22 protein-coding genes, 2 tRNA genes and 1 other RNA gene are annotated in these 26,811 nt (G+C 74.4%); 8 read left to right on the forward strand and 17 right to left on the reverse strand.

Going from position 1 to position 26,811, the window contains the following annotated elements; translation table 11 throughout:
• Positions 1 to 53: 53 nt before the first annotated feature.
• Positions 54 to 350 (reverse strand): WhiB family transcriptional regulator, encoded by a 297-nt coding sequence (locus QWJ41_RS06080; RefSeq protein WP_302706484.1) that lies wholly within the window; start codon positions 348 to 350, stop codon positions 54 to 56.
• 299 nt (positions 351 to 649) lie between these two features.
• Here QWJ41_RS06080 and QWJ41_RS06085 point away from each other — a divergent pair, with 299 nt between their 5' ends.
• The gene (locus QWJ41_RS06085; RefSeq protein WP_302706486.1) at positions 650 to 3,079 is read left to right on the forward strand and encodes a transglycosylase domain-containing protein; all 2,430 of its coding nucleotides are present in this window, start codon (positions 650 to 652) and stop codon (positions 3,077 to 3,079) included.
• A 79-nt stretch (positions 3,080 to 3,158) separates the two neighbouring features.
• Here QWJ41_RS06085 and QWJ41_RS06090 read toward each other — a convergent pair whose 3' ends face one another.
• The gene (locus QWJ41_RS06090) at positions 3,159 to 3,617 is read right to left on the reverse strand and encodes a GatB/YqeY domain-containing protein (RefSeq protein ID WP_302706488.1); all 459 of its coding nucleotides are present in this window, start codon (positions 3,615 to 3,617) and stop codon (positions 3,159 to 3,161) included.
• A 26-nt stretch (positions 3,618 to 3,643) separates the two neighbouring features.
• On the opposite strand from QWJ41_RS06090, the gene QWJ41_RS06095 reads away from it, so the two are divergent.
• From QWJ41_RS06095 to QWJ41_RS06105, 3 genes are all read left to right on the forward strand, one after another.
• A complete protein-coding gene (locus QWJ41_RS06095) occupies positions 3,644 to 4,582 on the forward strand; it encodes a metallophosphoesterase (protein ID WP_302706490.1) in 939 nt (312 codons plus the stop codon).
• An 87-nt stretch (positions 4,583 to 4,669) separates the two neighbouring features.
• Positions 4,670 to 4,743: transfer RNA gene (locus QWJ41_RS06100), tRNA-Pro, on the forward strand.
• Positions 4,744 to 4,876: 133 nt separating this feature from the next.
• Positions 4,877 to 5,713, forward strand: coding sequence for a hypothetical protein (locus tag QWJ41_RS06105; RefSeq protein WP_302706491.1), 837 nt, complete (start codon positions 4,877 to 4,879; stop codon positions 5,711 to 5,713).
• Positions 5,714 to 5,763: 50 nt separating this feature from the next.
• Here QWJ41_RS06105 and QWJ41_RS06110 read toward each other — a convergent pair whose 3' ends face one another.
• From QWJ41_RS06110 to ffs, 7 genes are all read right to left on the reverse strand, one after another.
• Positions 5,764 to 6,810, reverse strand: coding sequence for an aspartate-semialdehyde dehydrogenase (locus tag QWJ41_RS06110; RefSeq protein ID WP_302706493.1), 1,047 nt, complete (start codon positions 6,808 to 6,810; stop codon positions 5,764 to 5,766).
• Entirely contained in the window at positions 6,807 to 8,090 is a 1,284-nt protein-coding gene (locus tag QWJ41_RS06115) for an aspartate kinase (RefSeq protein WP_302706519.1), read from the reverse strand. The genes QWJ41_RS06110 and QWJ41_RS06115 overlap by 4 nt, the downstream gene beginning before the upstream one ends.
• Before the next feature lie 115 nt (positions 8,091 to 8,205).
• On the reverse strand, positions 8,206 to 8,865 hold the full coding sequence (locus QWJ41_RS06120) for a DUF5063 domain-containing protein (protein WP_302706521.1): 660 nt from the start codon (positions 8,863 to 8,865) through the stop codon (positions 8,206 to 8,208).
• The gene (gene recR / locus QWJ41_RS06125) at positions 8,862 to 9,458 is read right to left on the reverse strand and encodes a recombination mediator RecR (protein ID WP_193669700.1); all 597 of its coding nucleotides are present in this window, start codon (positions 9,456 to 9,458) and stop codon (positions 8,862 to 8,864) included. The genes QWJ41_RS06120 and recR overlap by 4 nt, the downstream gene beginning before the upstream one ends.
• A gap of 9 nt (positions 9,459 to 9,467) precedes the next feature.
• On the reverse strand, positions 9,468 to 9,860 hold the full coding sequence (locus QWJ41_RS06130; protein ID WP_302706524.1) for a YbaB/EbfC family nucleoid-associated protein: 393 nt from the start codon (positions 9,858 to 9,860) through the stop codon (positions 9,468 to 9,470).
• A 139-nt stretch (positions 9,861 to 9,999) separates the two neighbouring features.
• Complete coding sequence (locus QWJ41_RS06135; protein ID WP_302706526.1) at positions 10,000 to 12,282, reverse strand: DNA polymerase III subunit gamma and tau; 2,283 nt, start codon at positions 12,280 to 12,282, stop codon at positions 10,000 to 10,002.
• A 91-nt stretch (positions 12,283 to 12,373) separates the two neighbouring features.
• Positions 12,374 to 12,464: signal recognition particle sRNA small type (ffs, locus tag QWJ41_RS06140), an RNA gene on the reverse strand.
• Between the two features lie 194 nt (positions 12,465 to 12,658).
• On the opposite strand from ffs, the gene QWJ41_RS06145 reads away from it, so the two are divergent.
• A tRNA-Ser gene (locus tag QWJ41_RS06145) sits at positions 12,659 to 12,746 on the forward strand.
• A 212-nt stretch (positions 12,747 to 12,958) separates the two neighbouring features.
• Here QWJ41_RS06145 and QWJ41_RS06150 read toward each other — a convergent pair.
• The 6 genes from QWJ41_RS06150 to QWJ41_RS06175 all read right to left on the reverse strand — a co-directional run bounded on the left by QWJ41_RS06150 (position 12,959) and on the right by QWJ41_RS06175 (position 19,513).
• The gene (locus QWJ41_RS06150) at positions 12,959 to 14,299 is read right to left on the reverse strand and encodes a S8 family serine peptidase (protein ID WP_302706527.1); all 1,341 of its coding nucleotides are present in this window, start codon (positions 14,297 to 14,299) and stop codon (positions 12,959 to 12,961) included.
• Positions 14,296 to 15,759, reverse strand: a complete 1,464-nt coding sequence (locus QWJ41_RS06155; protein ID WP_302706528.1) for a type VII secretion protein EccB — start codon at positions 15,757 to 15,759, stop codon at positions 14,296 to 14,298. The genes QWJ41_RS06150 and QWJ41_RS06155 overlap by 4 nt, the downstream gene beginning before the upstream one ends.
• A gap of 2 nt (positions 15,760 to 15,761) precedes the next feature.
• Positions 15,762 to 17,177 carry a type VII secretion integral membrane protein EccD gene (gene eccD / locus QWJ41_RS06160; protein ID WP_302706530.1) on the reverse strand — a complete coding sequence of 472 codons (1,416 nt, stop codon included), beginning with the start codon at positions 17,175 to 17,177 and terminating at the stop codon, positions 15,762 to 15,764.
• 107 nt (positions 17,178 to 17,284) lie between these two features.
• Positions 17,285 to 17,581, reverse strand: coding sequence for a WXG100 family type VII secretion target (locus tag QWJ41_RS06165; RefSeq protein WP_302706532.1), 297 nt, complete (start codon positions 17,579 to 17,581; stop codon positions 17,285 to 17,287).
• 42 nt (positions 17,582 to 17,623) lie between these two features.
• Entirely contained in the window at positions 17,624 to 17,950 is a 327-nt protein-coding gene (locus QWJ41_RS06170) for a WXG100 family type VII secretion target (RefSeq protein ID WP_302706534.1), read from the reverse strand.
• 150 nt (positions 17,951 to 18,100) lie between these two features.
• Positions 18,101 to 19,513, reverse strand: coding sequence for a hypothetical protein (locus QWJ41_RS06175; RefSeq protein ID WP_302706536.1), 1,413 nt, complete (start codon positions 19,511 to 19,513; stop codon positions 18,101 to 18,103).
• A gap of 121 nt (positions 19,514 to 19,634) precedes the next feature.
• Between QWJ41_RS06175 and eccCa the strand changes: the two genes are divergently transcribed.
• On the forward strand, positions 19,635 to 23,687 hold the full coding sequence (gene eccCa / locus QWJ41_RS06180) for a type VII secretion protein EccCa (protein ID WP_302706538.1): 4,053 nt from the start codon (positions 19,635 to 19,637) through the stop codon (positions 23,685 to 23,687).
• A gap of 7 nt (positions 23,688 to 23,694) precedes the next feature.
• On the opposite strand, the gene QWJ41_RS06185 is transcribed toward eccCa, so the two are convergent.
• Positions 23,695 to 24,210, reverse strand: coding sequence for a nuclear transport factor 2 family protein (locus tag QWJ41_RS06185; protein ID WP_302706540.1), 516 nt, complete (start codon positions 24,208 to 24,210; stop codon positions 23,695 to 23,697).
• Between the two features lie 151 nt (positions 24,211 to 24,361).
• On the opposite strand from QWJ41_RS06185, the gene QWJ41_RS06190 reads away from it, so the two are divergent.
• Both QWJ41_RS06190 and QWJ41_RS06195 read left to right on the forward strand, forming a co-directional pair.
• The gene (locus QWJ41_RS06190; RefSeq protein ID WP_302706542.1) at positions 24,362 to 24,613 is read left to right on the forward strand and encodes a hypothetical protein; all 252 of its coding nucleotides are present in this window, start codon (positions 24,362 to 24,364) and stop codon (positions 24,611 to 24,613) included.
• 105 nt (positions 24,614 to 24,718) lie between these two features.
• Entirely contained in the window at positions 24,719 to 25,246 is a 528-nt protein-coding gene (locus QWJ41_RS06195; protein ID WP_302706543.1) for a LytR C-terminal domain-containing protein, read from the forward strand.
• Positions 25,247 to 25,289: 43 nt separating this feature from the next.
• On the opposite strand, the gene QWJ41_RS06200 is transcribed toward QWJ41_RS06195, so the two are convergent.
• The gene (locus QWJ41_RS06200; protein ID WP_302706545.1) at positions 25,290 to 26,801 is read right to left on the reverse strand and encodes a potassium/proton antiporter; all 1,512 of its coding nucleotides are present in this window, start codon (positions 26,799 to 26,801) and stop codon (positions 25,290 to 25,292) included.
• Between the last annotated feature and the right edge of the window lie 10 nt (positions 26,802 to 26,811).

Below are 26,811 nucleotides of genomic sequence, written 5' to 3' on the forward strand. Positions count from 1 at the left end.
GGGTCGCCCCGCCACCGCGCCCGGCAAGGGCTCAGCAGCAGGTCAGCAGCTGGTCAGCGAGCGCGGACCGGCTCGGCCTCGACCGCGCCGCGGGTGCGCGCGTTCTCGAGCACCGAGCGCCACGACGCGGCCGGGCGGCGGCGCAGCAGCGCCCGACGCTCGCGCTCGGTCATCCCACCCCACACGCCCCACTCGATCTGGTTGTCGAGCGCCTCGGCGAGGCACTCGGTGCGCACCGGGCAGCCCTGGCAGACCTGCTTGGCCTTGTTCTGCTCCGCTCCGCGCACGAACAGCTGATCCGGCTGCGCAGCCCGGCAGGCAGCGCGCGGTGTCCAGTCTTCAACCCACATGACGAGTCCCCACATCCTTGTCGCGAGAGCGTGCGCCGGTGGGCCCCGTTGCGTCCCCTGGGGGCCGACACCGACGTCGCTCTCATGTCCCTGCCTCTCAGTAAAGGGCCACGACACCCCGGGGGACAGGTCATTTCGACCCAAAGGACATGGCCCGAAATGACTAGACCGATGTGGTCAGGCTCACTGGGGTGCGCCACCGGACGACGTGGTGTTCTCGCCCCTCGACGGCCCGCGAGCGGTACGGTTCGCCCCTCGACGATGAGATCGGTGTGCCGTGCTCCCGTACGCTGGGCGCCATGCCCGCGTCTCGTCCTGCCAGCCGTGTCGCTTCCCACCTCGCCGTGATGGTCGCGATCTCAGCAGTGCTGGGCGTGGTCGTCGCGGGCCTCGCGATCCCTTTCGCGGGCGTCGTGGGCATCGGCGCACGCAACCTCGCCGACACCATGGACCAGCTGCCCGCCGAGCTCGAGACCGAGGCGCTGGCGCAGAAGACCACCATCCTCGACGTCGACGGCAACACCCTGGCCACGCTCTACGACCAGAACCGGGTCGAGGTCCCGCTGGCCCAGGTCTCGCGCAAGATGGTCAAGGCCATCGTCGGCATCGAGGACGCCCGCTACTACGAGCACGGCGCGCTCGACGTGCGGGGCACCCTGCGCGCCTTCGTGACCAACCAGGCGCAGGGTGACGACGTGCAGGGCGGCTCCTCGATCACCCAGCAGCTGGTCAAGCAGACGCTGGTGATCCAGGCCAAGACCGACGAGGAGCGCGAGGCCGCGACCGCGCCGACGTACGCCCGCAAGCTCAAGGAGCTGCGCTACGCGGTGGCCATGGAGCAGCGCCACTCCAAGGACTGGATCCTCGAGCGCTACCTCAACATCGCCTACTTCGGCGACGGTGCCTACGGCATCCAGGCCGCCGCCCAGCACTTCTTCAGCGTCAACGCCAACCAGCTCGACATGCAGCAGTCGGCGCTGCTGGCCGGCCTGGTGCGCAACCCCGTGGGCTACGACCCGGTCGACAACCCCGAGCGGGCCACCGAGCGGCGCAACGTGGTGCTGCAGCGGCTCTCCGAGCTCGGGGTGCTCAAGGAGAAGCGCGCCGAGCGGCTCAAGGACAAGCCCCTGGGCCTGAAGGTCCAGAAGACCTCCGACGGGTGCGTCTTCACCGCCGCCCCGTTCTTCTGCGACTACGTGCTGCGCTACCTGGTCACCGACCCGGCGCTGGGCCAGAACAAGAAGGAGCGCCGCGCGCTGCTCGAGTCGGGCGGCCTGACCATCCGCACCACCCTCGACCAGGACTTCCAGGACGCCGCCGACGCCGCGGTCCGCAACGCCGTGAACCCCACCGACCAGGCCATCGGCGGCCTCGCGATGGTCGAGCCCGGCACCGGCCAGGTGCGCGCGATCGCGCAGTCGCGCCCCGTCGGCGACGGCCCGGGCCAGACCTACCTCAACTACGTGGTGCCCCGGAAGTACGGCGACTCCGGCGGCTTCCAGCCCGGCTCGACGTTCAAGACGTTCGTGCTGGCCGCGGCGATCGAGCAGGGCATCCCGCTCAACACCCAGATCAACAGCCCCGAGGAGATCGAGGTCGCCCAGAGCTCGTTCGGGGTCTGTGGCGGCAAGAACTACCAGTCGACCGACACCTACCCGGTCAGCAACTCCACCAGCTCGGGCACCTTCGACCTCTACCAGGGCACCCAGCTGTCGGTGAACACCTTCTTCATCCAGCTCGCGCAGCGCACCGGTCTGTGCCAGCCCTACCGGCTGGCCAAGAAGATGGGTGTGCGGCTGACCGACAAGAACAACGAGATGGTGCCCTCGTTCCCGCTCGGCGTGGCCAGCGTGAGCCCGCTCGAGATGGCCGAGGCGTACGCGACGTTCGCCGCCCGCGGCACGCACTGCGCCTCGCGGCCGGTGACCTCGATCGAGGACGCCAACGGCAACGTGCTCAAGCAGTACCCCGCCAAGTGCCGCCAGGTGCTGAAGACCTCGACGGCCGACGCCGTCAGCGACATCCTGCGCGGCGTCATCGAGCCGGGCGGCTTCGCCCAGGCCGAGGCGCTCGACAGCCCGGCCGCCGGCAAGACCGGCACCACCCAGAACGGCCGCTCGGTCTGGTTCGTGGGCTACACCCCCGAGATGGCCGCCGCAGCGATGATCGCCGGCGCCAACCAGGCGGGCACGCCGATCACCCTGACCGGCCAGACCGTCGGTGGTCGCTTCATCTCCGCGGCCTCCGGCTCCGGCTACGCCGGCCCGATCTGGGGCGACGCGATGAAGGCGGTCGACGACCAGCTGCCGAACACCGCGTTCACCTCACCGGACGCCACCGTCGTCAACGGCGTCACGGTCTCGGTGCCGTCGGTGAGCGGGATGACCCTCGGCGGGGCCACCCAGGTCCTCGAGGACGCCGGCTTCGGCGTCAGCAACGGCGGCTACGTGAACTCGTCGTACTCCTCGGGCACCGTCGCCTACTCCTCGCCCAGCGGCACCGCGCCCTCGGGCTCGCAGATCACGCTCTACCTCTCCAACGGCACCCCCGCACCCCCGCCGCCTCCCCCGCCCAGCAACAACGGCGGCGGTGGCAACGGCGGCGGCGGCAACGGTGGTGGCGGCGGCAACGGTGGTGGCGGCGGCAACAACGGCGGCGGTGGCAACGGCGGTGGCGGCGGCAACAACGGCGGTGGCAACGCAGGCGGCGGCGGCAACGGCCGCCGCTGACCCGGCCCCAACTTCCCGCTGACCCGGCCCCAACTTCGCCCCGACCCGGCCAGGATCTCCGGCCGGGCGGGCGGGGGCCTCAGCCCAGCTGTCGACGCACCTCGGCGGCCACGGCCGCGCCGTCGGCGCGCCCCTTGACCTGGGGCTGCACCACGCCCATCACCTTGCCCATGGCCTTCATGCCCTCGCCGGCCGCCCCGGTCGACTCGACGGCGGCAGCGACGATCCGCTCGATCTCGGCGTCGTCGAGCTGCTCGGGCAGGTAGACCGCGATCACCTCGGCCTCGGCCCGCTCCTTGGCGGCGCTCTCCTCGCGCCCGCCCTCGTCGAAGGCGGCCGCGGCCTCGCGGCGCTTCTTCGCCTCGGCACCCAGGACGGTGACGACCTCGTCGTCGGAGAGCTCGCGGGCGGTCTTGCCGGCGACCTCGGCGTTCGCGACCGCGGCGAGCACCATCCGCAGGGTCGAGGAGCGGACCTGGTCGCGGGCCTTCATGGCGGTGGTCAGGTCGGCGCGCAGCTGGTCCTTGAGGGTGCTCATGACCGACATTGTGACAGCCTGTGCTGGTGAGCCTCCCCCCGCTTCTGGCCCGTGGCAGCGCTGCCCTCCTCGGGGCCGCGACGCTCGGCGGCGCCGCCGTGACGGCGTACGCCGTGCGCGAGACCCGGCAGTTCGTGCTGCGGCGCGTCGAGGTGCCGCTGCTGCCGCCCGGCGCCGACCCGCTGCGGGTGCTGCACCTCAGCGACGTGCACATGACCCCGCGACAGCGCCGCAAGCAGGAGTGGCTGGCGGGGCTCGCCACGCTGCGCCCCGACCTGGTGGTCGACACCGGCGACAACCTCGCCCACCAGGGCGCGGTCCCCTTCGTCACCGACTCGTTCGGGCCGCTGCTCGACGTGCCCGGCGTGTTCGTGCACGGCTCCAACGACTACTTCGAGCCGCGGCTGCGCAACCCGTTCCGCTACGTGCTGCCCGACGACGGCACCCGCCACACCGACGTGCCGCAGCTGCCCTGGCGCGACCTGAGCGCGACCTTCACCGAGCACGGCTGGCTCGACCTGACCAACACCCGCGGCCGGCTGCAGGTCGGCGGGCTCGACCTGGCCTTCGTCGGCGTCGACGACCCGCACCTGGAGTACGACGACCTGGGCGCGGTCGCCGGACCGGCCGACCCGTCCGCCGACGTACGCCTGGCCGTCGCGCACGCGCCCTACCTGCGGGTGCTCGACCAGTTCGCCGCCGACGGGCACGACGCGATCCTCGCCGGGCACACCCACGGCGGCCAGGTGTGCCTGCCGGGCGGGCGGGCGCTGACCACCAACTGCGACCTCGACCCGGCACGGGCCCGGGGTCTGCACCGCCACCCCGCCGCGTCCGCCCCCGGCGACCCCGGATCGGCGTGGCTGCACGTCAGCGCCGGCCTCGGCACCAGCCCCTACGCCCAGGTGCGCACGGCCTGCCGGCCCGAGGCCACCCTGCTCACCCTGGTGCCGCGCGGGCGGTGACGGGGTCCGGGGGCCCGATTGGGGTGCTCCTCGGCGCTCCGGTATGCTCCGGTGCTTGTGGGGTCAGCCTCGGCTGGACCCATGGATCGGGCTGTGGCGCAGCTTGGTAGCGCGCCTCGTTCGGGACGAGGAGGCCGCAGGTTCAAATCCTGTCAGCCCGACAGATCCGATGTTCCCGGCATCGAGCAGCCGGGCCCACGAGAGTGGGCCCGGCTGTTGTCATGTCGGGGCCGCACCGAGGCGTCCGCGCCGCGCACGGGCCGCCCGCCGGGGTGCGCGTGACAGAATGCGCGCATGGCAGACGACGACCGCTCCGCGGACAGCCCGTCCCTGGAGGCGCCCTCGCTCGGGCTCGGCCGGTGGCGCCGCAAGAAGCAGCAGGGCGCTGACGAGACGACCACCGACGACACCGACGACGCCACCGCGACCGTGCCGGTCGTCGAGCCGGAGCCGCTGCCCGACGTCGAGCCCACACCGGAGCCCGAGCCCGACCCGGTCCCCGAGCCCACGCCGGCTCCCGCACCGCCTCCCCCGCCGGCCTCCCGCGAGCCCGTACGCCGCCCCACCCCGGCCGCACAGCCGGCAGCACAGCCAGCCGCACAGCCAGTCGAGACGACGCGGACGGCCGAGACCGCGGGCGCACCCCTCTTCGTCGACGAGGTGGCCGCGGACGAGCCGCCCGCCGTCGAGCACGACGCCCAGCCCGACCAGCCGGCTGCCCGCAGCCGCTCGCCGTTCTCGAGCCTCCTCGGGCTGCACGGACGCAGCGCAGCCGCCGCCACCGGCGCCGTCGTCGGGGTGCTGGTCGTCGCGCTGACCTGGCTCTCGCTGCGCCTGTGCGAGGTGCTGCAGGGCACTCCCTCCTGCGGCAACCCCGGTTTCTTCCTGCTGCTGGCCATCATGGTGGCCATGGTGGTCCTGGGCGGCGCGATGCTGCGCGCGGCCGGAGCGCCCGACCCCACCAGCACGGCCTTCCTGGCGGTCGGCCTGCTGTGCGTGGTGGCGCTGCTGTTCCTGATCGACGCGCTGATGTCACCGTGGATGGCGGTCGTCATCCCGCTGGTCAGCATCGGCGCGTTCGTGCTCTCGCACTGGGTCACCACTGCGGTGGTCGAGCCCGCCCGCGACTGACACGTCGACCGGGCTCGGGCGGGGTCGCGACCGGGGTCGCGGCCCGGCCCTCAGCGGGCCGCGGCGACCAGCTCGGCGATCTGCACGGTGTTCAGCGCGGCACCCTTGCGCAGGTTGTCGTTCGAGATGAAGAGCGCGAGCCCGCGACCGCCGGGCACGCCCTCGTCGGCGCGGATGCGACCGACGTACGACGGGTCCTTGCCGGCGGCCTGCAGCGGCGTGGGGATCTCGCTGAGCTCGACGCCCGGCGCAGCCTCCAGCAGCTCTGTGGCGCGCTCGACGCCCAGGGGCGAGGCGAACTCGATGTTGAGGGCCAACGAGTGCCCGGTGAAGACCGGCACCCGCACGCAGATGCCCGAGACGGCCAGCTCGGGCAGCCCCAGGATCTTGCGCGACTCGTTGCGCAGCTTCTGCTCCTCGTCGGTCTCACCGAGGCCGTCGTCGACCAGGTTGCCGGCGAAGGGCAGCACGTTGTGGGCGATGGTGCGCCGGTAGACGCCCGGCTCGCCGAAGTCGACGGCCTCGCCGTCGTAGGCCAGCTCGCGGGCCTTCTCGCCCGCCGCCTCGACCTGCCCGGCGAGCTCCTCGACGCCGGCGACGCCGGAGCCCGAGACGGCCTGGTAGGTCGACGCGATCATCCGCACCAGCCCGGCCTCGTCGTGCAGCGGCTTGAGCACCGGCATCGCGGCCATCGTGGTGCAGTTGGGGTTCGCGATGATGCCGCGGCCCGCCTCGATCACCGCGGCGGCCGCCTCGGGGTTCACCTCGGCGACCACGAGCGGGATCTCGGGGTCCTTGCGGAAGGCGCTGGAGTTGTCGACCACGATGACGCCGGCCTCGACGAAGCGGGGCACCAGCGCACGCGACGCGGTGGCCCCGGCGGAGAACAGCGCGATGTCGAGACCGGCGGGGTCGGCGGTCTCGGAGTCCTCCACCACGACCTCGGTGCCGCGGAAGTCGAGCACCTTGCCGGCCGACCGCGCCGAGGCGAAGAAGCGGATCTCCTCGACCGGGAAGTCGCGCTCGGCCAGGATCTGGCGCATGGCGACGCCCACCTGTCCGGTGGCGCCGACCACGCCGATGCGCAGCCCGCTCATCGGCCGGTCCCGCCGTACACGACCGCCTCGACCTCGTCGGCGTCGAGGTCGAACGCCGTGTGGGTCGCAGCCACCGCGGCGTCGACGTCCTCGTCGGCGACCACGACGCTGATGCGGATCTCGGAGGTGGAGATCATGCCGAGGTTGACCCCGGCCTGGGCGATGGCCGAGAAGAACTTGGCCGTCACGCCCGGGTGGCTGCGCATGCCCGCGCCGATCAGCGAGACCTTGCCGACCTTGTCGTCGTAGAGCAGCGACTCGAAGCCGATCTGCTGCTGCAGCCCGGCCAGCGTCGTCATCGCGGTCTGGCCGTCGGTGCGCGGCAGGGTGAAGGAGATGTCGGTGAGGTTGGTCGAGGCCGCCGACACGTTCTGCACGATCATGTCGAGGTTGATCTGGGCCTCGGCGAGCGCGGCGAAGATGCGCGCCGCCTCGCCGACCTTGTCGGGCACACCGGTGACGGTGATCTTGGCCTCGCTGCGGTCGTGCGCGACGCCGGCGATGATGGCTTGCTCCATGGTGCCCTCCTCGGGCGCGGGGTCCTCGATGCTGCCCGACACGATGGTGCCGTCGAGCTGGCTGAACGAGGAACGGACGTGGATCGGGATGTCGAAGCGGCGCGCGTACTCCACGCAGCGCAGGTGCAGGATCTTGGCGCCGCTGGCGGCAAGCTCGAGCATCTCCTCGTAGGTGACGCGGTCGAGCTTGCGGGCGCTGGGGACGATGCGCGGGTCGGCGGTGAAGACGCCGTCGACGTCGGTGTAGATCTCGCAGACGTCGGCCTCGAGGGCCGCCGCCAGCGCGACCGCGGTGGTGTCGGTGCCGCCGCGCCCCAGGGTGGTGATCTCCTTGGTGTCCTGCGAGACGCCCTGGAAGCCGGCGACGATGACGATGTGGCCCTCGTCGATGGCGGTGCGGATGCGGCCCGGGGTGACGTCGATGATCTTGGCCTTGCCGTGCACCGAGTCGGTGATCACGCCGGCCTGGGAGCCGGTGAAGGAGCGGGCGCTGTAGCCGAGGTCGCTGATGGCCATCGCCACCAGCGCCATGGAGATCCGCTCCCCCGCGGTGAGCAGCATGTCGAGCTCACGCGCCGGCGGTAGCGGGCTGACCGCCTGCGCCTTCTCGAGCAGGTCGTCGGTCGTGTCACCCATCGCCGAGACGGCCACGACGACGTCGTTGCCGGCCTTCTTGGCCTCGACGATGCGGCGCGCGACCCGCTTGACCGCGGCGGCGTCGGCGACCGACGAACCGCCGTACTTCTGGACGACAATGCCCACGACAAACTTCCCGTTCCGGATGCGAGGGGCGTGGGCCGCGGGCCCACGATGACCGGGGTCGGAGTCTACCGGGGCCGGTGCAGCGACCCCGGCCCCATCTCACCGCACCGACGTCTCAGGGCTGGTCGGTGAGCAGCGCGTCGGCGGCCGCGACCTGGTCGGCGTCGAGGTCGACGTCGACGTCGAGCCGGTCGTGGGCCACCACCGAGAGCAGCGCGTTGAGGGCTGCGCCGGCGAGGTTGCCCCACGAGGAGACGTAGGAGAACTGCCACCACCACAGCGCCTCGCCGACGTTGCCGTCGCGGAAGTGGCGCAGCCCCGTGTCGAGGTCGGTCGCGATCGCGGCCAGGTCGTCGGAGAGCTGGCTCTCGACGACCTCGGGCACGTAGGGGTCGAAGACGAAGCTGTAGGTGTCGATGTTGTCGAGCATCTGCGCCAGACGCATCCGCAGCTCGTCGAGATCGGGCTCGGGCCCCACGTCGGGCTGGTAGCGCGAGTGCGGCGTGAAGTCCTGCTGGGCGCCCAGCCGGGCGCCGGCCAGCAGCACCTGGCTGATCTCCAGGAGCAGCAGCGAGATCGCCCGGCCGCCGTCGGCCTCCTTGGCGATCGCGCGCAGCGCGAGCAGGAAGCTGGCCACCTGGTCGGCGATCTGCTGGGCGAACTCCTCGGTCTCGGCGTCGAGCGCCAACGCCTCGACCAGGGCCTCGGCGAGTCCGCCGTCGGGCTCGCCGGTCGTCTCGTGCACGTCGTCCGTGCCGCTGCTGGTGCTGGTCATTCCGCTGCCCGCCTTCCCGCGAACGCCCGTCCGAGGGTCACCTCGTCGGCGTACTCGAGGTCCCCGCCCACCGGCAGTCCACTCGCCAACCGGGTCACGCGCAAGTCCATCACCTTCAGCATCCGGGTGAGGTAGGTCGCGGTGGCCTCGCCCTCGAGGTTGGGGTCGGTGGCCAGGATGACCTCGGTGACCACGCCGTCGGCCAGGCGGGTCATCAGCTCGCGGATGCGCAGCTGGTCGGGGCCGATGCCGTCGATCGGGCTGATCGCACCCCCGAGGACGTGGTAGCGACCTCGGTACTCGCGGGTGCGCTCGATGGCCACGACGTCCTTGTACTCCTCGACCACGCACAGCACCGCCGGGTCGCGGCGCGGGTCACGACAGATGCGGCACTGCTCGTCCTCGGAGACGTTGAAGCACACCGAGCAGAACTTCACCTTCGCCTTGACCTCGAGCAGCACGTCGGCCAGGCGGCGTACGTCGACCGGGTCGGCCTGCAGCAGGTGGAACGCGATGCGCTGGGCGCTCTTCGGCCCGACCCCGGGCAGCCGCCCGAGCTCGTCGATGAGGTCCTGGACGACGCCTTCGTACAAGGTCGCGCCCTAGAAGCCGAGCTGCCCGGGCAGGCCGCCCGGAGCGCCGCCGCCGGGCATGCCGCCACCGGCCAGCGGGCCCAGGGCCTCGCCCGCCATCGTGTCGGCCTGCGCCTTGGCGTCGCGGTAGGCCGCGACGATCATGTCGCCGAGGTCGTCGAGGTCGTCGGCGTCGCTGCCGTCGAAGCCGCCGGCCTTGATGTCGACACCGACGAGCTCGCCGACGCCGTTGACGCGCACGGTCACCGCGCCGCCGGCGACGGTGCCCTCGACCTCGGCCTCGGCGAGGCGCTCCTGGGCCTGCTGGAGCTGCTCCTGCATCTGCTGGGCCTGCTGCAGCAGCGCGTTCATGTCGAGACCGCCGCCTGCGCCGCCGAGCGACTCGAAGGGGTTCTGGCTCATGGGGGTCACCTCTGGGTGTCGTGGAGCTGGAGTGTTGCTGGAGTGGAACTGGGAGTGGTGCTGGAACAGGTGGTGCGGGGACGTGCTCAGTGTGACGTCTGCTCGCTCACCCGGCGGGTGCGCCCGGCCGGTGCCGTGCTCACTGGTGCCGGATCTCCTCGATGACCCGCGCCCCGAGCTCGCGCTCGAGCAGCGCGGCGCCGCCGAGGGCGTCGTCGTCGGCGTCGAGGTCGTCGGGGTGGGCGTCGGCGTCGGCGGCGCGCAGGTCGTCGGAGCGCGAGACGTCGACGCCTCCCACCCGGGTCTGCTGGATCGCGCCGCGGGCCGCGGCGATCGACCCGGGCCCGGCCTGGGGCCGCTGGGACGCGGCAGCCGGCTGCTCGTCGGTCGGGGGCGGTCCGGGCTCGCCCGGGTCGTCGTCGGGGGGCGGCTCGTCGATCCAGGCCGGCGGTCGCTCCGGCGCGGGTGCCTGCGGCGTCGGTGCCTCGGGCGTGGCCGGGGGCTGCTCGGACCGGACCGGCGGTGCGTCCTGCTGGGAGGTGGACTGCACAGGCTGGGCGGGCGGGGCGGGCTGCTCCAGGGGCGCGGACGGTGCGGCAGGCTGACGGAGCACCGGCGCCGAGTCGGGCGAGGCGCCCGGGTCGACGATCGTCTCGATGCGCCAGTCGGAGCCCACCACGTCGATCGCGGCCTGGCGCACGACCTCGGCGCTGCCGTTGCCGTCGAAGGAGTCGCGGGCACCGGCGTTGGCGAAGCCGAGCGTGAGCGTCTTGGCGTCGACCGCGACCACCTGCGCGTTCTGGGTCAGGTGGATCCAGGTCACCCGGCGCCGCACCTTGGTGGCCTCGACGATGTCGGGCCACAGCCGGCGTACCTCGACCAGGCTCAACGCGCCGGCGGCGGGCTCGGGCGTCGCGGGTGCAGCCGGTGGCGGCGACTGCTGCTGCTGCGACGGCTCCGGGGCACGCTGGGCCGACTGGGCCGGCTGGGCCGGCTGTTGGGGAGCCTGCTGCGGGGCCTGCTGGCGCGGGGCCTGCTCGTGCTGGGCCGGCGGCTGGGGAGCGGGCTGGTGGGGGGCGGGGACCGGCTCGGGCGCGGGCTCGGCGTGCGGGGCCGTCGCGGACGGCGCGACCGCGGCGCCGGCGGGCGCCTCGGCGACCTGGTCGGGCGCCCGGGTCGACGAGGCCGGTGCCGGACGGTCCTGCGCCGGCACGTGGGTCTGCGGGCGTGCGGGCGCGGTGGCCGGCAGCCCCGAGACCGACATCCGCTTCTCGATGCGGTCGAGGCGGGCGGTCAGCCCGTCGGTGGAGTGGTCCGCGCCCGGCAGCAGCACCCGCGCGCAGATCAGCTCGAGCAGCAGCCGGGGCGCCGTCGCGCCCCGCATCTCGGTCAGGCCGGCGGCGACGTGGTCGGCGGCGCGGGTCAGCTCGGCCGCGCCGAAGCGCGCGGCCTGGGCCACCAGTCGCTCGCCGGCGTCCTCGCTGACGTCGATCAGACCCGTGGCCGGGGCGTCGGGCACGGCGGCCACGATGACCAGGTCACGCAGCCGGCGCAGCAGGTCCTCGGTGAAGCGGCGCGGGTCCTGGCCGGTCTCGATGACCTTGTCGACCACCCCGAACACCGCGGCGCCGTCACCGGCGGCGAACGCGTCGACGACCTCGTCGAGCAGCGAGTCGGGCGTGTAGCCCAGCAGCCCCGTCGCCAGGGCGTGGGTGACGCCGTCTCCCCCGGCGCCGCCGAGCAGCTGGTCGAGCACCGACAGGGTGTCGCGCGCCGAGCCGGCCCCGGCGCGCACCACCAGCGGCAGCGCGGCCTGCTCGATCGGCACGCCCTCGAGCTCGCAGAGCTCGGAGAGGTACGACGACAGCAGCCGCGGCGGGATCAGCCGGAACGGGTAGTGGTGGGTGCGCGAGCGGATGGTCGGCAGCACCTTGTCGGGCTCGGTGGTCGCGAAGATGAACCGCAGGTGGGGCGGCGGCTCCTCGACGAGCTTGAGCAGGGCGTTGAAGCCCTGCGTCGTGACCATGTGGGCCTCGTCGATGATGTAGACCTTGTAGCGGCTGCGCACCGGCGCGAAGAACGCCTTCTCGCGCAGGTCACGGGCGTCGTCGACGCCACCGTGGCTGGCCGCGTCGATCTCGATCACGTCGATCGAGCCCGGCCCGCCGCGGGCAAGGTCGCGGCAGCTGTCGCACTCGCCGCAGGGGTCGGCGACCGGCGCCTGCTCGCAGTTCAGTGCGCGCGCCAGGACCCGCGCCGAGGTGGTCTTGCCACAACCACGAGGCCCGGAGAAGAGATAGGCGTGGTTGACCCGGTTGTTGGCGAGCGCGGCACGCAGCGGCTCGGTGACGTGGTCCTGCCCGATGACCTCCGAGAACGTCTCGGGCCGGTAGCGGCGGTACAGGGCGAGGGGGGACTCCACACCACGACCCTAACCAGCGGGTCCGACACTGGCCATCGCCAGGAGGGGGCCTGGGGAGGACGCCGCTCCGGCCACCGCCACCCGGGCATGAAAAGGCCCCCCGCGCACCCGACAGAGCTCGCTGACCCTTGCTGCCTCTCGGCCCTGGGGGAGTTGGGCAAGATGTCGCCACACGGGGGGTTGGCCCGAGTGTAGGCGAGGGTGCCGGGGGCCTCCAACACGAGGGCCCCGCCGCGCCCGGTGGACCCCGGGGACGGCCCCGGCAGCCGGGCGACGGGCCTCCGGACGCCCCGGGGTCGCGGGCCGGGCGAGACGGCGGCGTACGGCGGGCGGGGCGATTTCGCCGCCTCCCGGGGGCACCGGTACGCTCCTCGGCGGAGGATTCGCCTAGTGGCCTATGGCGCTCGCTTGGAAAGCGGGTTGGGTTAACGCCCTCAGGGGTTCGAATCCCCTATCCTCCGCCACTCGAACGGCGCCGCCCCCTCCGGGACGGCGCCGTTCGCATTGCCGACCCGGCCCCTATCTCGCGCCCACCCGGCCGGTATCTCGCGCTGACCCGGCCCGTCTCTCGCCCGCCTGGCCTGGATCTCCCGGGCTGCTGGCTCCACGGTCCAGGGGCGATCCGGGCCGGGTCGACGCGAAGTCCGGGCCGGGTCAGCGCGCAGATCGGGCCGGGTCAGCGCGAAGTTCGGGCCGGGTCGCGGCGGGCGAGGACGGGGCGCAGCACCAGCGCCAGCAGCAGCGCGCCACCGCCGAGCACGCCCCACCACACGGCGTCGTCGCGCACGGTCGCGAGCAGGTCGGGCTCGGGCGTCGGGGCGGTCGCGGGCTCGGCGGTGCCCGCCGACCTCGGGGCGCCGGGATCGGCACCGCCCAGGCCCCGGGCGAGAGCCTCGTCGGCGCGCACCACCCCGGCGCCGCGGGTGGGCGAGCGGACGTCGGCGCGGCCGTCGGCGGCGGGCACCAGCCGGTCGAGGACCTCCTCGGGGGTGTCGTCGGGGTAGGCCGACATCAGCAGTGCGACGACACCGGTGACCTGCGCGGCCGCCCAGGAGGTGGAGAGCTGGTCGACGCCGCAGGTGCCGCCGTTGAGCCCCACCGACACCCCGCTGGTCGTGGGGGCGGCGACGTCGACGGCGCTGCTGGGCAGCACGGCGTCGGTCGACGAGCCGGCATCGGCGACCGCGCTGACCGCGAGCACGTGCTCGCCCCGACCGTCACCTGCTCCCGCGGGGTGCACCCGCGCCGCGGCGTCCTGGCCGGGAGTGGCCGCTGCGAGCTCGTCGGGCAGCGGGTCGGCCTCGTCGACGGGCCGGTCGCCGGACTCGGCGACGACGACCACGCCCGCACGCCACAGCGCCTCGACCGCCGCGTCGATGCGCGGCTCGGGCGGCACCGCGACGGAGACGTTGACGATGTCGACGACGGGGCGGGACCCGCCGGCCCGGCGCACCTCGTCGAGCACGTGCTCGAGCCCCTCGGCCACCCGCACCGACAGCGGACCGGCCTGCCCCTCCTGCGGGGCGAACGCGTCGAGCACCCGCACGTCGACGAGGCGAGCACCCGGGGCCACGCCCACCGCCTCGCCGTCGGGGCGCGGCGGCGCGGCGACCAGCCCGGCGACGATGGTGCCGTGCGGGTCGACCGGCGCGCTGCGCGGCCCGTACGCCGCCACCCCGGGCGACTCGGGCAGCCGGGCGCGTGCCGCGATGCCGCTGTCGACCACGGCGACGGTCACGCCCTCGCCGGGGACCACGCCGCGGCGGCGCAGCAGCTCGTGCGCCGCGGGGACCCCCATCGCCTCCAGCGCCCGGCTCGGGGCGGCGTACGGCCCCACCTCGGGGTCCTCGGCGGCCACCTCGGTGCACGACCGGGTCTCGGGGGCGGCGCGCAGCGCCGAGGCCGGGCCGACCGCACCCACGGCCGGGGCGAGCAGGGCCAGGCCCCAGCACGCTGCCGCCGCGGCGGTCCGGCAACCGGCCCGACGGCGGGCCGACGGACCAGCCGGGCGGCTCACGCGCAGCCCTCGCCGGAGCCCGGGTCCCGGTCGGGCGGGCAGAGCGCCGCCTCCTGCGACAGCGCGACGCCGGTCTCGAAGAGCTCGAGCCAGGCGTCGGGCACCAGGACCGGCGCGTACCCGCCGTAACCGAGCAGGGTCGGCGTCTCGGCGCCGACCAGCGCGTTGGCGCGGCCCTTCTGGTCGACGGCCCAGCGGCTGTCGCTCTCGACGTCGCTCCACCCGCCGCTCATCACGTAGGCGCCGCCGCCGGGCTCGACCTCGACCTCGCGCTCGTCGGCGTCGAGACCCGCGGCCGCGGCGCCGTCGACGGGGTCGACCGCGACCTGGGCCCGCGGGGCCTCCCCCGGCGTGGCCTCCAGCAGGACGCAGTGCTCCCCCGGCTCGTCGTCGAGCACGTCCTCGGGCCACCGGTTGGCGGCGACCAGGGAGGAGCCGTCGCTGCCGGAGGGCAGCTCGGCCAGCTCGCGCGGCAGCCGGCCGCCGGGCAGCTCGGAGGCGGCCAGCACCTGCAGGGCGAACTCGTCGAGCAGCTCGGCGCCGTCGACGGTGACCAGGTAGCCGCCCCCGCCCTCGTCGACCACGTAGTCGCCGACGCGCCCCCCGCCGCCGGGCAGCGGGTCGCCCAGGTCGGGCACGTCGAAGCCGCCGGCGTCGAGGTCGGCGCCGCGCGGCAGGAGCGCCAGCCACTCGCCGGGCACCTTGGCCGCCGAGTCGAGCAGCGGCAGGTCGAGGGCGGCGAGGAAGGCGTTGCGCTGCGACCGGCCGGGCATCGTGAGCGCGTAGCGGTAGGCCTCGGTCTCCTGGCCGGTGCGCTCGGCGGTGGCCACGACCCAGTACGCCGGGTCGCTGGTGCTGCGGGTCGCGACCTTGACCAGGAAGGCCGTGCCGGGAGCGGCGGTGACCCCGGGGCTCTCGCCCAGCCGCGTGCGGATGCCCAGCCCGTCGCCGGTGCAGGCGCTCCAGCCGGTCTCGACCAGGGACCCGACCCCGGCGAGACGGGCCGGCGCGTCGAGGATGCCGATGTCCTCGCCCAGCGGGCGCGTCTCGATGGTCTCCTGCGACACGATCCGCGGCTGGAGGCCCTCGGCGCCGAGGATCAGGTGAGCGGAGGTGATGTTGAGGACCGGGCGCAGCAGGGGCCCCTCAGAGCTGCCGGGGCCGTCGATCATGTCGTTCTCGCCCGCGGCCCCCTCGTCGAGGATCACGTACGCCGCGCCCTGCTCCTTGCTGATCACCAGCCCCGGCTCGTCCCAGTCGGTGGCGGGGTTGTCGGTGAAGACCCCCGTGATCGCAGCACCGGCCACCAGCAGGACGCCGAGCGCCATGCCGCCGACGATGGTGCGGCCCGGCCGGGCCGGCTCGACCTCCCGGCCACCGGGGGCGCCGGAGACGAACGCCGTCACCAGGCGCCTCCTGCTGAAGGCGTGCGCCTCGACGAGGTCGCGCTTGGTGGCCACGCTCAGCCCGCGATCGCCGAGAAGACGCCGGTGGCGACCAGGGCCAGCGGCACCAGCGCGAGCAGGCAGACGCTCTCGGCGACGTCGCCCAGCCGGCCGCGGCGCACCGAGGTCTCGCCCGGCAGCAGCGTGACGGCCAGCAGCACCGCACCGGCGACCGCCAGCACGAGCGCGGTGGTGGGGCGCCACTGCGGCTGCAGCCACAGCAGCGCCACGGCGATCGAGGCCAGCCCGGCGATGCCGGAGACCAGGCCCACGAGGACCTCGCTGCCGGTGCGGTACTGGCGGGTGCGCAGCATCACCACCCCGCAGCAGACCAGCGCCAGCAGGGTGCCGGCGAGGCCCAGCGCCACGGCGACGGGGGCGACCAGGACCAGCAGCAGCCCGACCGTCGCGGTGATGGCGAGCAGGATCTCGTGGGCCAGCCGGGCCTCGCGGCCCACCTGCTCGGGGTCGATCTCGTCGGGGTCGGCGGTGATGTCGGCGGTGCTGTAGACCTGCTCGACCCGGGCCCCAGTCATCCCGAGCGCGAGCCACGGGAAGAGGCTGCCCATCAGCACCACCAGCACGAGCACGGTCGAGAGCAGCACACCCACGTCCGCGCCCGCCGCGACCTGCAGCACCAGCCCGACCACGCCGAACGCGGCGCCGACGACCACCGGCGGCAGCACGAGCGCGCGACCCTCACCGAGGCCGAGCAGCGCGACCAGACCGGCCAGCACGGCGCCCAGGCCGGCCGCGGCGACGGGCGCGCCCGCCAGGACACCCGGCCCGCCCGGGCCCCCGAGGAGCCCGGAGAGCCCGGAGTACCCGGGGTCGAGGGCCAGCAGCAGCCCTGCGACGGCGGCGTACGCCGTGGACGCCCAGGCGACCGCGACGGCGGCCTCGGGCTCGGCCTGGGTGCGGGAGAGCACGACGGCGCCGGCCACCAGCACGGTGGCCACGACGACCGCGGCACTGCCGGCCAGCAGCGTGTCGCCCTGCACCAGCAGCGCTGCGGCGCCCAGCGCCATCAGCAGCCCGGCCGCTCCGAGCGCGGTGCGCCGACCCGAGGCCGGCGACCAGGGACGCAGGTCGCGCTCGACCACGTCGGTCATCGCCTCGACCACGTCGTCGTAGACCCGCGGGGCGGGGTCGTCGACCCCGGCGGTCACCGTGAGCAGCGCCCCGTCCTCGACCCCCTGCCCCACCAGACCCGCGTCGGTGCCCAGCAGCCGGCCCTCGGCGGTGAGCACCCGGTAGCCACCGTGCACCGTCATCGGGTCGAGCAGCCCGACGCTGCGGGCCAGCTCGGGGACCAGCTCGGCCAACGGCACCGCTCCGGGCAGGACCAGGTCGACGCGTCGGCTGCCGGAGGCGACGGTCACGCGCACCAGGGCGGTCGCGCTCGCGGGCGCGGGACTCGTCTGGGGGCTCATCTCGTCTCCCTCTCGGGGGTGGGGCCGGACGGTGTGCTGGTGCTGCGATGCGTCACCAGGGGGCCGGCGCCTCGCGGCACCGGCCCCCTGGCCGTAGGACGTCGGGCTCAGCCGTTGAAGAGGGAGGCGCCCCGCTGGTCGGCTGAACGGTAGTCCTGGTTGGCCTGGGAGACGGCCAGGCTGGTCTTCTGCAGCAGGTCCTTCATCTCGAGGATCGCCTGGTCCCACTTGGCCTTGGCGATCGCGTAGGAGTCCTTCGCGTCGCCGACCCAGGCGCCCTTGAGCTCCTTGAGGTCGTCCTCGAGGCGGTTCATGCGGTCCTCGATCTGCTTGACGCCGGTGGCGAGGTCGCCGGCGCCGGTGTCGAGGCCGGCGTGGTTGACGCGGATGCCGTCGTTCATCATCGGTTGCTTCTCCTGGTCAGTGGGGGATCGTCGGGGGCCGGCTCAGCCGTTGGGCAGCTGGCCCAGGCTGTTCTGCAGCGAGGTCATGGCGGTGGACTGGGAGTCGTCGGTGGCCATGTTGTCCTTCTCGGTGGTGACCAGGTTCGACTCGAACTCGTCGAGGGCGCTGACGATCTTCTGCTGCTTCTCGCCCCAGGCCATCGCCAGCGTCTGGAACGCCACCGACCCCTGCCCGCCCCACTGCGCGCGCATCGCCTCGACGTTGCCCATCAGGTTCTTGCTGATGGCGTCGAACTCGCCGCGGGCCTGCGAGACCATGCCGGCGGCGCGGCTGAGGGTCTTCTCGCCCTGTCCGTACTCGTTGCTCATGTGTGCTCCTTCGCCCCGGGGGCGGCCGCGCCGTCCTCCGGAGCCTGTGTCGGGTGCGCTGGATGATCGCTCAGCCTGCGGGCCGATTCGTGTCGTCATCGCGGACCCGTCCTGGAGCTGTGGGCAGTCCTCTACCCCCGCCTTTACCCGCTAAACGTCGGGGATGGTTTCCCACAGGCTGCGGAAGAACCCGGACGCCACGACCAGGGCCGCGAGCGCCAGCGCCGTGGAGAGCCCCTCGGCCACCTCGGCCCGGCGCGCCCACCAGGGCGAGCGCCAGCCCCGTCCGGTGGCCACCGCCACCACCACGACCAGCGCCGCCGCCACCACCGCGGCCACGGCCAGCACCATCCCGGCGCTCGCCTGCAGGGCCGGCGCGGTCGTCGCGGCCAGCACGGCCCAGCAGCCCAGCCCGGCCAGGCGCAGCAGCACCCGCGCGGCCCGGTGCCGGTAGCTGCGCGCCGCCAGGACGATCGCTGCACCCGCGAAGAGCACCATCAGCCGCGCCCCGACGACGTCGACCTCAGCGGTGACGGAGCCGAGCAGGCCGGTCGCGGCGACCCCGGCCACCACCAGCACGGCGGCGCAGGCCGCCGTCACCGTGCGGGCACCGGAGGCGGCCACGGCGGCCACGGCGTCGGGCGCGACCAGGGTCCGCCCCCGCCGGCCCGCCGGGCGCTCGCGGGCCGACCAGGCGGTGACCGCCAGCCGCTCGAGGTCGAGCAGGAGCTGGTCGGGGACGTCGACCGCCAGCCCCGGCACGAAGCGCGGCGCGAGCACCGCGAGCACGAGCAGCAGACCCCACACCAGCGGGGTCGGCGCACCGACCAGCGCGCCGGCGACGGTGACCACGAAGACGACGACCCCCGCCACCACCCACACCCGCAGCGCCTCGTCCTGCGCCCGCGACAGGGCGCGCCCGACGGCTGCGGCCAGGGCGGCGACCAGCGCGGCCACGCCCACGGCGGTGGGGCGCAGCACGACGGCGGGCTCCCACGCCACGGCGAACGCGGCGGCCCCTGCAAAGGCCGGCGCCGCCGCCAGCCGGTACGCCGCCAGGCGCCCGAGCGGCAGCACCCCCACCACCGCGGCGAGCACGAGCACAGCCACGCTGAACTGGTGCAGGGCGCCGTCGACGCGGGCGGCGCCCCAGCCCGAGAGGAGGGCCAGCCCCGCGGCCACAGCCACCCAGGAGGCCGCACCCTGGGAGGCGCTCGCCGCCGGCGCAGGACCGGACCCGGGACCGGGCTCGGGACCGGGGCCTGACCGACCGGCGGGGTCGAGCGGCGCGGGCGGCGCGGGCCGCGCGGACGGGGTCACGGGCTCGTCGAGCGCCACCAGCAGCGCACCGCTGCGGACCCCCTCCCCCGCCAGCAGGGCGCCGGGATCGAGGAGGCGGCCGGCGGCGGTGCCCAGCGCGGGGACGACCCGCAGCCCGGCCTGCGCGGCGTACTCGCGCGCCACGTCGGCGGCGCTGGCGCCGAGCGGGACGACCAGGTCGACGGCCCCAGCGACCCCGTGCACCGTCAGGGCCACGCGGCCGGAGTCGTCGTCGCTCGTCATGACCACCTCGACTACCCGTCGGCCCCATGTGCGGGACGGTTTGGCACGTGGTGGGGAAGGGTAGTGCTTCCCGCGGGCGACGGGGCCACCCCAGCGCGGGCCCCGAGCAGCGAGGAGAGCCGTGACCACCACCTTGCGGGGCACGCGACTCGAGGAGCCCCGGATGCCCTCCGGGGAGATCCAGCTCCAAGCGCCGCCGGGCCTCGACCGCTCCGAGGGCGCCGCCGGCGTGCTGATGAACGCCATTCCGATGCTGGGCAGCCTCGGCTCGATCGTGCTGGTCGCGACCATGGGCCAGTCGTCGGGCAACGGGGGGCGCAGCTTCATCGCCGCTGGCATGTTCCTCTTCGCGACCCTGGGCTTCATCGTGGTGCAGGTCGACCGGCAGCGGAAGCAGCGGGCGCAGAGCGTCACCGGCTCGCGCACCGAGTACCTGCGCTACCTGGCCACCGTCCGCGAGGTGGCCCGCGACGCCGCCGACCAGCAGCGCCGGGCCCTGACCTGGCGCCACCCCGACCCGACCGCGCTGCCCGCGCTGGCCGAGGAGCGCACCCGCGTCTGGGAGCACGGCGTCGGCGACCCGGAGTTCCTGCACGTGCGCTACGGCCGCTGCAGCCAGGAGCTGGCACTGGCGCTGGTGCCGCCCGAGAGCGCCCCGATCGACCAGGTCGACCCGGTGGCGGCCTCCGCCCTGCACCGGCTCCTGGTGGTGCACCGCAACCAGCCCGACCTGCCGGCCTCGATCGACCTGCGCGCCTTCGACCGGATCGAGGTCTGCGGCCCCGCCGAGACGACCCGGTCCCTGGCGCGGGCTCTGCTCTGCTCGGCCACGACCTTCCAGTCCCCCGAGCACCTGGTGGTCGCGGTGCTGGCATCCGAGCAGAACCTCGCCCACTGGGACTGGGTGAAGTGGCTGCCGCACGGCCTGTCGCCCCAGCGCTCCGACGCCGCCGGGCCGCAGCGGATGGTCAGCACCTCGCTCGACGACCTGGCCGACCTGCTGCCCCCCGACCTCGGCGACCGGCCCCGCTTCGGCACCGACGAGCGACCCGCGACCCCCCACGTCCTGCTGGTCACCGACGGCGCCACGCTGCCGCCCGGCAACCACGTCGTCCCGCCCGACGGGCTGCACGGCGTGACCGTGCTCGACCTTCCGGCCCGCTGGGACGAGCTGGAGGACGCCACGCGACTGCGGCTCGAGGTGGCCGCGAGCCCCGACGCCACCGGCCGGCTGCCGCTGCTGGCGCTGCGGCTGCGCGAGGCGCCGGTGCGGGCCAGCGCCGACCAGTGCGACCTGGCCACCGCGGAGGCAGTGGCGCGCCGGCTGACCCCGCTGCACCGGACGTCGGGCGGGCCGGTGGAGGCCGGCGCCGGCACGGGCGAGATCGCCGGGCCCACCGACTTCATGGAGGTGCTCGGCCTCGGCGACGTGCACACCCTCGACCCGGAGGCGGCCTGGCGACCCCGCCCGGCCCGCGACCGGCTGCGGGTGCCCATCGGCCTCGACGAGTCGGGCGCCCCGGTGCACCTCGACCTCAAGGAGTCGGCGCAGCAGGGCATGGGCCCGCACGGACTGGCCATCGGCGCCACCGGCTCGGGCAAGTCGGAGCTCCTGCGCACCCTGGTGCTGGGCCTGGCGCTGACCCACTCCCCCGAGCAGCTCAACCTGGTGCTGGTGGACTTCAAGGGGGGTGCGACCTTCGCCGGGATGGCGCAGCTGCCGCACGTCTCGGCCGTCATCACCAACCTGTCGCAGGAGCTGACCCTCGTCGACCGCATGCAGGACGCGCTCTCGGGCGAGATGGTGCGCCGCCAGGAGCTGCTGCGCGAGGCCGGGAACTTCGCCTCGGTGCGCGACTACGAGAAGGCGCGCGCCGCGGGCGAGGACCTGGCGCCGTTGCCCTCGCTGCTCATCGTCGTCGACGAGTTCTCCGAGATGCTCGCGGCCAAGCCCGAGTTCATCGACCTCTTCGTCGCCATCGGGCGCCTGGGCCGCTCGCTCGGGCTGCACCTGCTGCTGGCCTCGCAGCGGCTCGAGGAGGGGCGGTTGCGCGGGCTCGAGTCGCACCTGTCCTACCGGATCGGGCTGCGCACCTTCAGCGCCCAGGAGTCGCGGGCGGTGCTGGGCGTGCCCGACGCCTACGAGCTGCCGGCGGTGCCCGGCCTGGGCTACCTCAAGCCCGACCCGACCAGCATGCTGCGCTTCAAGGCCGCCTACGTCTCGGGGCCGCCGACGGGACGGGTGCGGGTGCGCCGCGACGAGGGCGGCCACGTGCGCGGCATCCTGCCCTTCACCATTTCAGAGGTCCAGCAGCTCGAGCCGCCTGAGGAGCCGGAGCAGGCACCCGCCGCGAAGGTGCCCGACCAGCAGAGGAACCAGGAGGGCAACCAGCCCTCCCTCCTCGACGTCGCCGTGGCCCGGATGCGCGACCACGGGCCCGCCGCCCACCAGGTCTGGCTGGCGCCGCTCGACGTGCCCGACACGCTCGACGACCTGCTGCCCGACCTGGTCGAGGACCCCTCCCTGGGCCTGGTCTCGCCGTCGTGGCGCCGCCTCGGGGGGCTCACGATCCCCCTCGGCACCGTCGACCGGCCCCGCGAGCAGCGCCGCGAGACCCTGAGCGTCGACCTCGCCGGCGCGGCCGGCCACGTCGCCGTGGTGGGCGGCCCCCGCAGCGGCAAGAGCACCCTGCTGCGCACCGTCGTGACCAGCACCTCGCTGGTCAGCACGCCGCAGGAGTCGCAGTTCTTCGTGCTCGACTTCGGCGGCGGCACCTTCGCGCCGCTGGTCGACCTCCCGCACGTCGCCGGGGTCGCCACCCGCTCCGAGACCGACGTCGTACGCCGCATCGTCGCGGAGGTGCACGGCATCGTCGAGCGCCGCGAGGCCTACTTCCGTGCCCAGGGCATCGACTCCATCGAGACCTACCGGGCGCGCCGGGCCGCCGGCCGCGCCGACGACGGCTACGGCGACGTGTTCCTGGTCGTCGACGGCTGGAGCACCCTGCGTGCCGACTTCGACGACCTCGAGCTGGCCGTGCAGCAGCTGGCCGGCCGCGGCCTGGCCTTCGGCCTGCACGTGGTCGCCGCCGCGGCGCGCTGGTCGGACTTCCGCGCCGCGATGCGCGACGTGCTGGGCACCCGCCTCGAGCTGCGCCTGGGCGACCACATCGACTCCGAGGTCGACCGCAAGCTGGCCGCCCTGGTGCCGACCGGGCGCCCGGGTCGCGGCCTGGTGCAGGCGAAGCTGCACTTCCTGGGCGCGCTCCCGCGCCTCGACGGCCACCACGACGGCGCCACCCTCGGCGAGGGTGTCGAGGACCTGGTGGCGCGTGTGCGCGAGGCCTGGGGCGGGCCCCGCGGCCCCAAGCTGCGGCTGCTGCCCGCCCGCATCGACCTGTCCCGGGTGCGCGAGCTGGCGCAGGTCGAGCCTGTCACGGGCCAGCCGGGCCAGCCGGACCACGCCGGCAAGGCCGGCGGCCGGCTGCTGCTGGGCGTCGACGAGAAGGAGCTCGCCCCCGTCGCGCTCGACCCCGACACCGAGCCGCACCTGCTGGTCTTCGGCGACGGGCGCTCGGGCAAGAGCGCCGTGCTGCGCACCTACGCCCACGAGGTGATGCGCACCCGCAGCCCCCAGCAGGCGCAGCTCGTCGTCGTCGACTACCGCCGCTCGATGCTCGGCGAGGTGCCGGAGGAGTACCTGCTCAGCTACCTGACCTCCGCCACCCAGGCGGGTCCGGCGCTCACCGACCTGGCCGCCTACCTGCAGCAGCGGCTGCCGGGCCCCGACGTCACGCCCGAGCAGCTGCGCAGCCGGTCGTGGTGGCAGGGCGCCGAGGTCTTCGTGCTCATCGACGACTACGACCTCGTCGCCACCCAGCAGTCCTCACCGGTGCAGGTCCTGGCGCCGCTGATGGCCCAGGCGCACGACGTCGGCCTGCACGTGGTGCTGGCCCGGCGCTCCGGCGGCGCGTCCCGGGCGCTCTACGAGCCCGTGGTGCAGTCGCTGCGCGACCTCGCGATGCCGGGTCTGCTGCTGTCGGGCTCGCCCGACGAGGGCCCGCTCATCGGGAACCTGCGCCCGGCGCCGGCGGTGCCCGGCCGTGGCCGGCTGCTGACCCGTGACCGGGGCACCGAGGTGGTGCAGACGGCCTGGACCGACCCGGCGCTCTGACCGGCCGTCAGACGTGGGTGTGCTCACCGGGCCCGCGCACCCGCATGCCGGGCAGGTCGGCGAGCCGGTACGTCGCCTCGTACGTGCGGCGGTAGCCGGTGTGCGCGATCCGCCACCCCTGGGCCGTGCGCACGTAGCGGTCGTCGTAGATCGCGGCGCCCTCGAGCATGAAGCCGTGCTCGGCGACGATCACCTTGTCCTGCAGGTACCAGCGGCCGGTGGCGCGCTCGCCGTAGACCTCGACCTCGGGGTGGTGCGCCTGGTGCAGCGAGATCAGGCCCGGGCCCATGTGGGTGCGCATGTAGTCGACCAGCGCGGCACGGTCGCCGAAGACCAGCCCGTTGTAGTCACCCGTGGCCTCGGGCACGAAGCAGTCCTCGAACTCCTGCCACTGCTTGGTGTCCAGGCAGCGCAGGTAGCGGTGCTTGAGGGCGCGCACGTCCTCGAGGGCGTGCAGCCGGTCGAGCTCGGCCGCGAGGTCCCGGGCGCCGGCAGAACTAGAACGCGTATCAGTTTCGGTCACGGCCGCAACCTATGCCACCGACGTGGCGCAGGTCACGGCCTTCCCGCGAACCCGAAACCCCCGCGTCACCTGCCGTCAACACCCCGGCGACGTGGCGGGGCGAGGCTGGGCGCACCCACCCCGCCAGCGATGGCCGACCCGAGGAGAACTGATGACCCAGCAGCTCCGTACCAGCCCTGACACCTCCGACCGCACCCGGCGCGCGCCGGCCGCGCTGACGCTGCTCCACGGCGGGCGCGCCGAGGCCGCCCTGCCCGACCCGGCCCTCGAGCGGGCCCGGGCCCACGCCCTGCGCGACCGGCACGCCGAGGGCCTGACCCGGCTGCTGAGCGAGCGCGACGACCTGCGCGGCGTGCACGCCCTCGCCGACCTCGTCGACGACGCGATCCGCTGGTCCGTCTGAGCCTCCCGCCGTCGCACGGACGCACCACCGCGCGCTCGGGGGCCCACCCGGCTGGCTCGTTACACTGCCTGGTGTGACCTCCGAGCGCGTGGACCCCGTGGGCCGATGACCGAGATCCCGGCCGCGGCCCGCTCCACCCTGACCCTGGCCGTCCTCGGCCTGCTGCTGGTCGCGGGCGTCGCGTGGGGCTGGTCGGCAGTCACCCAGCCGCTGCCCGAGTCGACCGTCTCCTCCGAGGGCTGCACGCCCACGACGTTGAGCCCTGGCGACAAGCTCTACCCCGACCAGGTCGAGGTGAGCGTGCTCAACGCCGGCAGCCGCGGCAGCTTCGCCGCCCGGGTGCTGGCCCAGCTCTCCGCCCGTGGCTTCGCCGAGGGCACCAGCGGCAACGCGCCCGGCGACGCCGACGTCGAGCGGGTGCAGGTCTGGGCACCCGACCGCGATGCCCCCGAGGTGCGGCTCGTGCTCTCCACGCTGGGCAAGAAGGTGCCCGTGGTGGACCGTGAGGTGACCGCCCCCGGCATCGTGGTCGTCGTCGGCGACCGCTTCGACAAGGTCGCCAAGGGACGCAAGCGTATCAAGGTCAAGAACGAGGTCGAGGTCTGCGTGGCCCCGCCCCCGACCGCCGGCTGAGCAGCACCCTCGGCGCCCTGCGCCCCCGGCGCTCTCTGCGCCGTCAGCGCTCGGGCTGCTCGTCCTCGTGCAGCCACTGCGCCAGCCGCCCGCCGCGGCTGACCTGGCGCAGCCGCGCCTCGGTGCGCTCGCGGACCTTGCGCGGGGTGACCACCAGCAGCTCGTCGCCGTGGCGCAGCGACGTCGACCGCTCCGGCACCAGCGTGGCGCCCTCCCGGATCACCAGCGAGACCGACGCGCCCGGCGGCAGGCGCAGCTCGCCCACCTCGACGCCGTGCAGGCGCGAGACGGGACTGATGGTGATCTGCAGCAGGTCGGCGGCGATCCGCTCCAGCGGCGCGGCCTCGAGCTCGAGGTCACGCGGCTCGGAGCGCCGCGCGACGCGCAGCACCCGCGCCACCAGCGGCAGGCTCGGCGCGGTGACGACCGTGAAGACGACGACCATCACGAAGACCAGGTCGAAGAGGCGCTCGGCGCCCTCGACCCCCTCCGACAGCGGGATCGTGGTCAGCACGATCGGCACCGCGCCGCGCAGGCCCGCCCAGCTCATGAAGGACAGCTCGCGCAGCGGCATCGGCTGCACCAGGGCGCTCACGGCCACCGAGACCGGGCGGGCGACCAGGGTCAGCAGCAGCCCGGCCGCCAGCGCGAGCCCGACCGTGTCGAGCGTGATCCGCCCCGGGCTGAGCAGCAGCCCGAGCACCACGAACAGCCCGATCTGGCTCAACCAGGCGACGCCCTCGGCGAAGGAGCGGGTGGCGGCGCGGTGCGGCAGCTCGGAGTTGCCCAGCACCAGCCCGGCGACGTACACCGCGGCGAAGCCGCTGCCCTGGAGCACCGCGGCGGAGCCGTAGCCGAGCAGGGCGATCGAGAGCACCGCCAGCGGGTACAGACCGGCGGTGGGCAGCGCGACGCGACGCATCAGCCAGGCGCCGCCGAAGCCGGCGGCCAGGCCGACCGCGATGCCCAGCACGAGCTGGCCAAGCACGATCAGCGCCACCACGCCGGGATGGTGGTCGCCGACGGTGCCGACGGAGATGAGGGTGACCAGCACGACGGTGGGCGCGTCGTTGAAGCCCGACTCGGCCTCCAGCGCGCTGCTGACCCGGCGCGGCAGCGGCACCACCCGCAGCACCGAGAACACCGCGGCGGCGTCGGTGGGCGAGCAGACCGCGCCCAGGAGCACCGCGAGCTCCCAGGGCAGCCCGAGCAGGTAGTGGGCACCCACGGCCACCACGGTGATCGAGACGACCGTGCCGATGGTGGCCAGCGACAGCCCCAGCCGCAGCACCGGCCGGGTCTCGCGCCAGCTCGTGGTCAGACCACCCTCGGCCAGGATGATCGCCAGGGCGGCGAAGCTGAGGACCTGCGCGAGCATCGCGTCCTCGAAGGGGACTCCGATGAAGGACTCGCCGAGCAGCACGCCCATCAACAGGTAGACCAGCAGACTGGGCAGGCCGGCCCGGCTGGAGAGCCGCACCGCCAGGATGGCGAGCAGCAGCACCGCGGAGCCCACGAGGACGAACTCGTTGAGCGCCTGGACGTCGATGGTCATCTCATCCGAT

It is taken from the genome of Nocardioides cremeus (assembly GCF_030518195.1).
In the GTDB taxonomy this organism is placed as follows: Bacteria; Actinomycetota; Actinomycetes; order Propionibacteriales; family Nocardioidaceae; genus Nocardioides; species Nocardioides cremeus.

Bases quoted from the DNA above. Each gene is read 5' to 3' on its own strand.
- QWJ41_RS06080 (WP_302706484.1), bottom strand. From the start codon at position 350: ATGTGGGTTGAAGACTGGACACCGCGCGCTGCCTGCCGGGCTGCGCAG.
- QWJ41_RS06085 (WP_302706486.1), top strand. From the start codon at position 650: ATGCCCGCGTCTCGTCCTGCCAGCCGTGTCGCTTCCCACCTCGCCGTG.
- QWJ41_RS06090 (WP_302706488.1), bottom strand. From the start codon at position 3,617: ATGAGCACCCTCAAGGACCAGCTGCGCGCCGACCTGACCACCGCCATG.
- QWJ41_RS06105 (WP_302706491.1), top strand. From the start codon at position 4,877: ATGGCAGACGACGACCGCTCCGCGGACAGCCCGTCCCTGGAGGCGCCC.
- QWJ41_RS06110 (WP_302706493.1), bottom strand. From the start codon at position 6,810: ATGAGCGGGCTGCGCATCGGCGTGGTCGGCGCCACCGGACAGGTGGGC.
- QWJ41_RS06120 (WP_302706521.1), bottom strand. From the start codon at position 8,865: ATGACCAGCACCAGCAGCGGCACGGACGACGTGCACGAGACGACCGGC.
- QWJ41_RS06130 (WP_302706524.1), bottom strand. From the start codon at position 9,860: ATGAGCCAGAACCCCTTCGAGTCGCTCGGCGGCGCAGGCGGCGGTCTC.
- eccD (WP_302706530.1), bottom strand. From the start codon at position 17,177: ATGAGCCCCCAGACGAGTCCCGCGCCCGCGAGCGCGACCGCCCTGGTG.
- QWJ41_RS06165 (WP_302706532.1), bottom strand. From the start codon at position 17,581: ATGATGAACGACGGCATCCGCGTCAACCACGCCGGCCTCGACACCGGC.
- QWJ41_RS06170 (WP_302706534.1), bottom strand. From the start codon at position 17,950: ATGAGCAACGAGTACGGACAGGGCGAGAAGACCCTCAGCCGCGCCGCC.
- QWJ41_RS06175 (WP_302706536.1), bottom strand. From the start codon at position 19,513: ATGACGAGCGACGACGACTCCGGCCGCGTGGCCCTGACGGTGCACGGG.
- QWJ41_RS06190 (WP_302706542.1), top strand. From the start codon at position 24,362: ATGACCCAGCAGCTCCGTACCAGCCCTGACACCTCCGACCGCACCCGG.
- QWJ41_RS06195 (WP_302706543.1), top strand. From the start codon at position 24,719: ATGACCGAGATCCCGGCCGCGGCCCGCTCCACCCTGACCCTGGCCGTC.
- QWJ41_RS06200 (WP_302706545.1), bottom strand. From the start codon at position 26,801: ATGACCATCGACGTCCAGGCGCTCAACGAGTTCGTCCTCGTGGGCTCC.